We start from the raw sequence: 10,011 nt of genomic DNA, 5'->3' as shown, positions 1-10,011 counted from the left end.
AACAGGGTTGTCAAATTGACGCTGACTGCCGTCAGGAAGAGTAATAATAGGCATTAAAATATCCTTTACAGTGGTGTTGCACACCAAGCAACACATGCAATTCAAATTATGTCTTTAATATTAAATTCAAACGATTAAAGACCAGAATCGGCTCCTTTTATATGCAAATACGGATGCACAACTCAGGAGCGAACGAGCATTGTAGCGAAATTGAATAAAATAACAATCGAAGTCACAAAAAAGCTTCTGCATTGGCCAACAAAGGCAACATGGGAGCTTACTCAAGGCCATTGAGCCTGCGGCGAATTTGCGAGATAAGATCGCTTGCCGCAAGCCCTACAAGACCGTCCAAAGCGACCAAATCATCTGCGGCTTGGCTGTGGACGACCACTCCCAACTTTGCAGCATCAAAAATCGATAATCCTTGCGCAATCAACGCCGCAATTACGCCTGTTAACACGTCACCCATGCCGCCTGATGCCATACCTGGGTTTCCAACTGAGCATACATGAAGTTGTTTGCCATCTGTGATTAGGGTACCCGCCCCTTTGAGCACTACCACTCCACCGTATTGAGTTTGAATTTGTTTCACAGCACGATATCTATCTGCTTCAACATCTTCGACTGTCACGCCTAATAATCGAGCCGCCTCCCCCGGATGCGGGGTTATCACACGTTGATTGTCATGCTTGGGAAACTGTGCCAACAAATTAAGGCCATCAGCGTCCACCACTTTAATGACTTCTATACCACTCACCCAGAGCATTGCGTTTTTGGCCCAATCGTCACTCCCTAATCCTGGTCCTATTGCAATAACATTTTGCTTCTCAAGTCGATGAAAAAGATCGAGCTCATCACCCATCCACTCTCGCGCCATTACTTCTGGGCAAGCCACTTGCAGAGGTATTAACGAACTCGCATGACACAGCGCACTCACTAACCCCGCCCCGCTTCTAGCCGCCGCCTGGGCGCAAAGACGAATAGCACCAGCATAACCTTGATTGCCGCCAATACAGGTTAAGCGTCCATGGCTGCCCTTATGCGCTGTGGCAATACGCTTGGGCAATAGAGGAAATGTATCTTGATAGGTTAACCTTGAGGTCACAGAAGGGCTAAGCTCGGAAAACGCCTTATCAACACCAAGACTAGCAAAATGAAGCTCTCCTACGAAGTCCCTTGCTTGCCCTGTCACTGACCCTTGTTTTAGGCCAATAAAGCTAATCGTATGTGTGGCGCAAATCGCCTTGCCTAACACTTTTCCCGTGTCAGCACATAGGCCCGAGGGGATATCGATGGCTAGAGTAGGCTTGCCTGAGAGGTTAATGGATTCGAATACTGGCAGAAGGTTAGAACGTACCTGCCCTTTTAGCCCTGTCCCTAAAATGCCATCAATAATTACATCACAGCTCTTTAAGCTTGGCGCTAATTGCCCTAATGGTACGATATCACCACCAATATCTAACCACGCTTGATGCGCTTTCGCAGCGTCACCAATTAGACGAGAGGCTTCAATAGTCATAAACAAGTCTACGTGCAAGCCTGCTTGCTTTGCTAGTGTTGCGACAACAAAGCCGTCACCACCGTTATTACCTGCGCCACACACGACAGTAATGTGGAACGCGTTAGGGTACTGACCTTGCAGTAACTCAAACGTTGCTTGACCTGCACGCTGCATGAGCTGACACAACTCAACGCCAGCCTGCTCTGCTGCTTTTACTTCACCTAGTTTAATCTGCTCCGCCGTATAGAGCATTTGCGGTAACGCCATCATCTATGCCATTAGAAGATAAATAATGATTGAGGATATAAAACAACGCCAAGGAAAACCTTGGCGTTGTTATCAAATTAGCTGTTTATTGAGACCAGCGCTTCTGCCGTCGCATCTTGTATCGACAAAAACAATGAGCGTACCTCTCCCGTAGGTGTTCGCATTGGGTTAAGCGTGATGTTTTGATACATAAAGTCTGCTTGTTGCGTCACTGGGCGAACATTACGACACTTAAAAAGGTATGGACGTTGTTGCCATGTGATAAAACTGCGGCAGCCTAAGTCATAGACAGGCTTAGTTTTGAGCTTGAACCAATCTTGAGGGATCTCCGGAAACAACTCAAAAATCGACTTATCGATCGCATCATGAGCTTGCACACCACTATGGTGAGTCATGAAGCCATTCCATACTTGTACTTTGTAGTCTCGGTCTAGTACCACCAGCCCAAGGTCAACGTTTTGTACCATGTCCACCATCCAGTGGAATTGCTCAAATTCTGCAGGAAGAGATATCATTAAAAGTCCTCCATTAGGTAGGCCAGCTTATTGTCGAGAAGCGGCAACGATTCATCAACAAACATAAACAGCAAATCACATCGTATTGATGTTTGGTCAATGTTGTAGCTGACTTCAAATGTCATGGTTTTCTTGAACGAACCTGAGGTGGACTGAATCACTGAATCAATAGAGATATGTTGCCCAAGCAATACAGGGGAGCTTTGGAAAAAACGAACTTCCGCTTGCTGGCCGAGGCCATTAAGGAATGAGCCTACTAAGATGTTGGAGACATCCATGAGCAGCTCTAACTCTTCTAGTTCTTCGCTATCCGCTGGCACTTTCATCAATTTTTTAAGGTCAGAAACACTAGAGTCACTCAGAAGGACAAGTGCTTCACCTGCGATACCTTCACCACTGAATCCCTGACACACACCAGAAACCTGATCGTTTTCCGCCAGATCTCTTAACGCCATATGAAGCTCACTTACTTCAAATATATTGACGTTTGGTAAAGGAAGGTGAACAAATACATCAAAGTGACGAGCGAGCGCATCTGCAGCACGACCAATCGATACGTTTGCAACTTCCATATAAATATCGCGACGACGTAGGATTGGAAGTTCAAGAGAGACTGGAGTAATGACTTGAGGTCGATCTGCAGGCTGAACCAAAGTTCGCAGTACATCATTAAGCGCATCTTTATCAATGGGCTTTTGAATAAAGGCCTTCGCACCAAGCGACATCACGCGCTCTTTTGCTTTCGGCTGAATATCCCCTGACACCACGACGACAGGAATATCAATACCGCGCTTACCAATTTCTTCCAAAGTACCAAAGCCGTCTAGCTCCGGCATGGTCAAATCTAAGAACATCAACTTAAATTGATTTTGTTCTAGCTGCTCTAATGCATCCAAGCCATGAACAGCAAAGGTTATTTCTGCATTTAGCGAAGCAGGTAATGAGCGAGCCATTTGTTTTCTCGCTAAGGCAGAGTCGTCACATATTAGGACTGGATAAGACATTCGTACACCTACTGCTATTCGTACAATTAATAGATTAAGTTTAACAGATAGTTAGCGCATCAGGTACGGGTACTTGATGAAATCTTGACTAAAACAAGTACACTAAAAGCGCAACACAACCAAAAGCTAGGCATTAACCAGTAAGATTAAATGAGTCTTCATCAAAGCCGTCATCTCGGTAGGTACTCGCAATATCACGAAACTCATTTTCAATCTCAAGAAAGATCTTCACAAGAAGAGGGTCAAAATGACTACCGGAGCTGTCAGATATGATGCTTACTGCTTTATCGTGGGAAAATGCTGGTTTATACACTCGTTCAGAAATCAATGCATCGTACACATCTGCAATGGCCATCATACGAGCACTTAGCGGAATATCTGTGCCAGATAACCCTAACGGATATCCGCTACCATCCCACTTTTCTTGATGGCTAAAGGCAATTTCTATCGCGATTTTTAAAAAGTCACATTCAAAATCAATCGAAGACTCTACATTTAACAAAACATCGCGTCCTAATGCCGTGTGATTCTTCATTATTTCAAATTCTTCGTCTGTTAACTTTCCTGGTTTAAGCAAAATACTGTCAGGGATACCGACCTTACCAATGTCATGCAGAGGAGCTGACTTGTAGAGTAGCTCAATAACCTCTTTTGATAACTCATTCGAATATTGCCCCGTGCGTAACAGCCCTTCAGCCAACACTTTGACATAGTTTTGAGTACGACGAATATGGTTACCCGTTTCGTTATCTCTCGTTTCCGCCAATGATGCCATTGCACCTATGGTTGCATCTTGGAGAGTTTCGAGCTCATGGGTCCGCTCTTTCACTCTTTCTTCCAACACCTCATTTTGGTGAGAAAGCTCATCCATCGCGCCGCGTAACTTCAAATGAGTGTTGATACGAGAGATTAGGATTGGCGGACTGATTGGCTTTAGGATGTAATCAACAGCGCCAACTTCAAACCCTCGCTGTTCATCTTCGATCTGAGTCTTAGCCGTTAAAAAAATCACAGGTATCGACGCAGTCACCGGATCAGACTTTAAATGTAAGCAAACTTCGTAGCCATCCATCTCTGGCATCATAATGTCGAGCAAAATAATATCTGGTTGTCTGCTCTTGGCTAAGCTAAGCGCTTGCTCGCCATTTATCGCCACTAGCACTTTGTGGTGTGGTTTCAGCAACCCACTCAATAACACTCGGTTCTCCGCGTTATCATCAACCACCAATACGCTAGATTCCAAATTATCCATCTCCACCTCCAAACATTTTATCCGAATCAATCGGATAAATGCTGGCAGCCTTCCTTAAAGCCATACTCGCTGAAAGAAAATCACAATCATTAATATAACGACAACAAGTTTCAAATGCCTGTGCCTCTAGTAAAGTATTGAAGCGCAGATAATGCTCGTCAAGAAACTCAATAGCACTTGCATCAAATTCATTGAGCAACATATCGAGTTGTAGTATTAACGCGATACTATCATCATCTAAACCATCCTTAATTTCAGAAGGATAACGCCTCCCCAACCCATCGCAGACTTGGGTTAGAAATGGCCCAATGAATTGTTCAAGTTCATCTTTGGTCGCGGTTATCTCTGCAGTTTGTTCTGGGTTGCTAAGCAAAGTTTCCAATCTGGCAGCAATATCAAATAGACGAACCATACCCAGGTTCCCAGCAGAACCTTTTAAAGTGTGAGTGATTAAACACGCATAGTCGTAATCTTGTTTCTCTAAAGCGATGTTCAGTCTAGAGACAAAATCGAACTCCTTATCAATCAATTGAGACAGCAAGCGACGATACAAAGCTTCATTTCCCGCGACACGCAAAAGGCCATTCTTTAAGTCAAGAGAATTAACGTCTTCCAAACACATTGCTTTCTCTGTTTCGTGACTGTCACTCTGTTCATGAGCATCTAATGGAACTTCGACTTCCTCTATTTCCTCAGCGTGAAAATCAGAACAGCAGCGTTTAATGGTAGAGAATAAGACCTCGGGATCGATGGGCTTAGATACGTGGTCGTTCATTCCTATGCTCAAGCATCGTTCACGTTCTTCGATCATAGCGTGAGCCGTCATCGCAACCAAAGGTACCGAATCAAAGCGTTCATCTGACCGAATGTGCTTGCTCGCTTCATAACCGTCCATCACGGGCATCTGCAGATCCATAAATATGATATCAAAATGACAAGCGCCCTCTGCATAGTCAGACTCAAGCGTATCAATGGCTTCTCGACCGTTGTTTGCCACCGTAACCTTAAGCCCTTTCTCTTCCATTAACTCCACCGCTATTTGCTGGTTGATTTCGTTATCTTCGACTAACAGGACGTTCAATCCACGCAATGAACTGTCTTTGACATGCTTGGCTGTATGGTGTTTTTTGTTCTCTTGACGCGTAGGGCCAAACAGGTCCATGAGTAAGTCAAACAGATAAGACTCCCCAACTGGCTTAGATAGGAAGCCCGACACATCGAGATCATCGAGTTCTTCAGAAATATCTTCTTTATCGTACGCGGTGACGATCACGACTTTGGGTTGAGAGTGGCTTGGCAGCACTTTGCGCAATTTTTGGGTTGCTTGGATACCGCTCATTTCCGGCATTTTCCAGTCCATAAACACCAAGTTATAGGGCTGGTTCTCATCGGAAGCTTTCTGAAGGGCTTCAATGGCCTTTTCACCACTTGAGACTAACGTCGGCCTATTGGGAAGAACCTCTAGTAAGTCCTCCATTACCAATAGTGCATGTTCGTTATCGTCAACAACTAACGCATTGACATCGTGTAGTGTCGACGGCACCACATTCACTTTATGTCGACCGCCTTCAATAAAGCCCGCAACCACACTGAATATAAAGCGACTTCCTTCACCAACTGCGCTCTCAACATGTATCTGCCCTTCCATTAGCTCAACTAAGCGACGACAGATCGACAACCCAAGGCCAGTACCACCGTAACGACGAGTGGTTGAACCATCCGCTTGGGTAAAAGCATTAAAGAGTTTGTTGGATTGCTCCGGAGTCATCCCGATACCGGTGTCTTGAACCTCAAAAGTTAGCTCAACCTTATCACTAGAATGCTTACTGCCCTCGACGTGTACCGTGATTTCACCTTGATCGGTAAACTTGACGGCATTATTAACTAAGTTAATGATAATTTGCCCTAAACGAAGCGGGTCTCCATAGAGGATTTTAGGTACTGCTCGGTCAATTTTGAAAATCAGTTCCAGGCCTTTCTCAAACGCTTTTTGCCCGGTGACCATTGAAACATTGTGTAGCACGTCATCAAGATGAAACTCTATGTTCTCAATTGACAACTTTCCCGCTTCTATTTTACTGAAGTCCAAGATATCGTTGATGATGCCTAACAGCAGCGATGCCGAGTTGTGGATTTTTGAAATGTAGTCATGTTGCTTGGGAGTCAGGTCGGTTTTTAACGCTAGATGAGACATACCAATAATGGCGTTCATAGGGGTTCTGATTTCATGGCTCATATTAGCAAGGAACATCGACTTCACTTCGACCGCTTCTTCCGCTTTAGAGCGAGCTTTATTCAACTCCTCCTCGACAATTTTACGAGCCGTAACATCGCGCAGAAACATAGCTGCACGGCACTCATCATCAAAAAGAAAAATCGTAATCCCCAGATCAATCGGAATCATGCGCCCCGAGGAGGTATAAGTCTGAACTTCGAAAAAGCCACCGTTGACCCTACTTTGGTGTTCTATCGTGAGCGTGCCCGTGAGTATCTCTTGCAACTCATCGGGAATCTCAATCTTAAGCAGCTCACATAGATTTTCACCTTCAACCTCTTCAAACCGATAACCATAGGTTTGCTCTGCGGTTTTATTCCACAAGATGATTCTCTGCTGGCTATCAATGATCGCAACACTAGAAGGAGCGCCTTCGATGATGGTTCGAGATAGCGCCTCACTGGCTTGTAGATCACGTGTACGACGTTCAATTTCTTGCTCTAAGCCTTCTTGATGTAGAGCCAGTTGCTGATTTTTGCTGCGCAATTCTTGCATTAGTTCGTCACGCGACTTTTCTGTCATAATCGCGGAAAGTCTGTCTACTATCTCTGAAGTTAGTGGCGACTGAGAACGGATATACCAGGTTAGCCCGTTACCTGAGCGCGTGATGTTTAGTAGGGGGATAGTGACGGAAGGCATAGTTTGATTACTATCGTCATAAGACCATGTAACGACTAATCCTTCAGTATCAATGGAAACCTTCATAATGAGGGTATCCACTTCGTCGAACAAACGAAGCATCACTTCACCACTGAGAATAATCAGCTGGTCTCTTTTCTGAGGTGTGTAACCCATAATTTCAAGGCATGCCGTCAGCTTCTTGCGTAGAGCTAACCGCACAAGATCGTTATTATCAACGATAAACTCATATAATTTAGTCATCGCAGTACCTGACTACTATGGCTGTCGCATCGTCGTAAGGCTTACTAAAGCTTCGGACAAAATGGCAAGAGAGATAATCGAGTGCTTTACTATTAGCAAATTCCAGCTCTTCGCGATCTATGTTTTCTTTTACGCCGTCTGTGGTGAATAAGTAAGTCTCATCTGCCTCAAAAGAAAACTCAAATGGTCTAAGTGTTGGCAATAGCTCACCAACAATACCCGCTTGAGCAGCGAAAGAGCGATAATTGTGCCCAAGTTGGCGTATAAGCGTATTGCCTATCCCAATGCCTCTCGCAACTTTACTGTCGAGGTCAAAATAAACAACCGTTAACGCAGCCCCAAGAGAGCCCACGAGATCTTCATGCAACGTGTTGACAATCTGTTTAATATCGTCACAAACAATTTCTTCTAGCTTACTCTCCATCATCCGAGCCAAACGAGCAGCATTTGGACCATGCCCCAAGACATCAATAATGACGACAATCGCCCCTCCATCCATAAGATGAATAAAATGACCATCCCCTGCTTCAGGTTCACCTTGATAGGGAACGCAATAGACGCTGTACTCAAACCCCATATTACGTTTTCCACTTAATGATAGTGACTTTGGTGCCCTTCCCTGATTCTGATTCAATGTCAAACTCATCAACCATTCGCTGTACGCCAGGTAAACCCAGCCCTAATGAACTCCCAGTCGAGAAGTTTTCAGTCAATGCGTCAGAGATGTTCTCGATACCAGGACCATTATCAGTAGCAACAACCTTCAGGCCACTCCGATGTGGGCCATCTATCGAGCTAACCACAATCGATCCTTCGTCTGCGTATTTAACAATGTTCATGGCTAGCTCCGAAACTGAAGTTGAAACCTCACTCACCGCTGCGTCAGAAAAGTGGTCCCCCTTAGCCAAGGTGTATACTGAAATGGCAGCGCTCATCACGTCCGACTCAGAACAAATTCGATAAGTTTCAATCGTGGTTTCTAGCGTATCCAACGTCACTTCCTCAATGTCCAATCATCACCAGTCCATCATCAATTGTGCGGACACAACGAAGTGACTCAGTGTCATAGCCAATATTGACCAAGGCCATCGCAATGCCAGGTCGAATACCCACAAATGCACAGTTTCTTCCCATCACTTCGACTGTAGCGACAATTTGCATCAAAGCGTCCATATCCATTCGGTCCAGTGTTTTAACCTCAGATAAATCAATGAGAACCCCTCGGACGGCATGTACTCGAACTTTGTCTAAGAGGTCTCTGCGAAAGTTATCTAACACTTCCGAACTCAGATCTATTTGAACGGTCGCCACCAAGACGTTACTAAGACGGCTAATTGAAATGGACTTAGGCATACTTCCACTACCGCTCTGACAATTGCTTTAACGCTTGTACATTTAATCCCATTATTTCGAAGGCATTTTCCAACGCATCACGCAGCGTCGCGTTGGTTTTGACTTCACCCACATTGATCCCTAGTTGCACCATGGTTTGAGCTATCATAGGCGAGACACCTGACACCAAACAATCACAGCCCATTAACTTGGTAGCTTTGGTGATTTTTATGAAATGATTAGCCACTGCAGTATCCACAACAGCAACACCTGATATGTCCATGATGAAGATTTTTGCTCTGTGTTCAGAGATCTTATTTAGGACAGCGGTCATAATATCCTGAGCTCGTTTCGAATCGATAATCCCAACAATAGGTAGCATTAAGATATCTTGCCAAACCATAGTGACCGGGGTAGACATCGCCAACAAGGCTTCACTTTGCTCAGCAATACGCTTATTGATTAAGCGAGAATAGGTATCAACTACAATAGTGGTATCGAGATGCAGTAACTTAGTAAAGGCAGTCACAAGAGAACTATATTCATCACTGTAGAGGCTCCCGTCATACATTCTTTTGGTAAAAATCACCATAGATATGTTCATACCGGCAAAATAGGTGGGTAGTGGCAGACCAACGCGCGCATGAATTTCACCCACTTCCCGACGTTGCTTTATGTAACGTTCATCAATATTGGCTTGAAAGAAGGTATTCCAGTAGTCAACTTGAGACGCTTGTACTTTTTTAAGTTTGGTTTGTTCTGAGAAAAACTGTTGATACTCTGGTTGCTTCTCTAACCAATCGTAAAAGTGGCGAACGTAGTCGTCTAACTTTGGCACCATCATGTCACCAAACTTTCTAATTAGTGCCAAATCTGCTTCATTCAAATCATGAAGTTTCAGTAAGCTCTCAGCACTCGCATACGTGCCGATAGTAGACCCTTGAGACATGAATAACCCCTCTACCAAGTTACGACCAATTCAT

General features: G+C 44.5%; 9 protein-coding genes. All 9 read right to left on the bottom strand.

Translation table 11 applies throughout. The annotated features are described in order from the left end of the window. Positions 1–277 precede the first annotated feature (277 nt). The 9 genes from AC4MRV_RS16435 to AC4MRV_RS16395 all read right to left on the bottom strand — a co-directional run bounded on the left by AC4MRV_RS16435 (position 278) and on the right by AC4MRV_RS16395 (position 9,977). The gene (locus AC4MRV_RS16435) at positions 278–1,768 is read right to left on the bottom strand and encodes an NAD(P)H-hydrate dehydratase (protein WP_491188407.1); all 1,491 of its coding nucleotides are present in this window, start codon (positions 1,766–1,768) and stop codon (positions 278–280) included. A gap of 77 nt (positions 1,769–1,845) precedes the next feature. Next, the gene (locus AC4MRV_RS16430) at positions 1,846–2,283 is read right to left on the bottom strand and encodes a PAS domain-containing protein (protein ID WP_491188406.1); all 438 of its coding nucleotides are present in this window, start codon (positions 2,281–2,283) and stop codon (positions 1,846–1,848) included. Then, positions 2,283–3,287 (bottom strand): response regulator, encoded by a 1,005-nt coding sequence (locus AC4MRV_RS16425; protein ID WP_491188405.1) that lies wholly within the window; start codon positions 3,285–3,287, stop codon positions 2,283–2,285. Before AC4MRV_RS16425 ends, AC4MRV_RS16430 begins: the two co-directional genes overlap by 1 nt. A 133-nt stretch (positions 3,288–3,420) precedes the next feature. Continuing rightward, positions 3,421–4,539 carry an HD domain-containing phosphohydrolase gene (locus AC4MRV_RS16420; RefSeq protein ID WP_491188404.1) on the bottom strand — a complete coding sequence of 373 codons (1,119 nt, stop codon included), beginning with the start codon at positions 4,537–4,539 and terminating at the stop codon, positions 3,421–3,423. Continuing rightward, the gene (locus tag AC4MRV_RS16415) at positions 4,532–7,696 is read right to left on the bottom strand and encodes a hybrid sensor histidine kinase/response regulator (RefSeq protein ID WP_491188403.1); all 3,165 of its coding nucleotides are present in this window, start codon (positions 7,694–7,696) and stop codon (positions 4,532–4,534) included. The genes AC4MRV_RS16420 and AC4MRV_RS16415 overlap by 8 nt, the downstream gene beginning before the upstream one ends. Then, entirely contained in the window at positions 7,689–8,273 is a 585-nt protein-coding gene (locus AC4MRV_RS16410) for a SpoIIE family protein phosphatase (RefSeq protein ID WP_491188402.1), read from the bottom strand. The genes AC4MRV_RS16415 and AC4MRV_RS16410 overlap by 8 nt, the downstream gene beginning before the upstream one ends. 1 nt (position 8,274) lies before the next feature. Then, positions 8,275–8,709 (bottom strand): anti-sigma regulatory factor, encoded by a 435-nt coding sequence (locus AC4MRV_RS16405; RefSeq protein WP_491188401.1) that lies wholly within the window; start codon positions 8,707–8,709, stop codon positions 8,275–8,277. Further along, positions 8,699–9,049 carry an STAS domain-containing protein gene (locus AC4MRV_RS16400; RefSeq protein WP_491188400.1) on the bottom strand — a complete coding sequence of 117 codons (351 nt, stop codon included), beginning with the start codon at positions 9,047–9,049 and terminating at the stop codon, positions 8,699–8,701. Before AC4MRV_RS16400 ends, AC4MRV_RS16405 begins: the two co-directional genes overlap by 11 nt. A 7-nt stretch (positions 9,050–9,056) precedes the next feature. After that, entirely contained in the window at positions 9,057–9,977 is a 921-nt protein-coding gene (locus AC4MRV_RS16395) for a protoglobin domain-containing protein (protein WP_491188399.1), read from the bottom strand. Positions 9,978–10,011 lie beyond the last annotated feature (34 nt).

This window comes from Vibrio sp. (genome assembly GCF_984391705.1).
The sequence above is the reverse complement of the archived record's forward strand: the minus strand, read 5'-3'. Positions and strand labels throughout refer to the sequence as shown.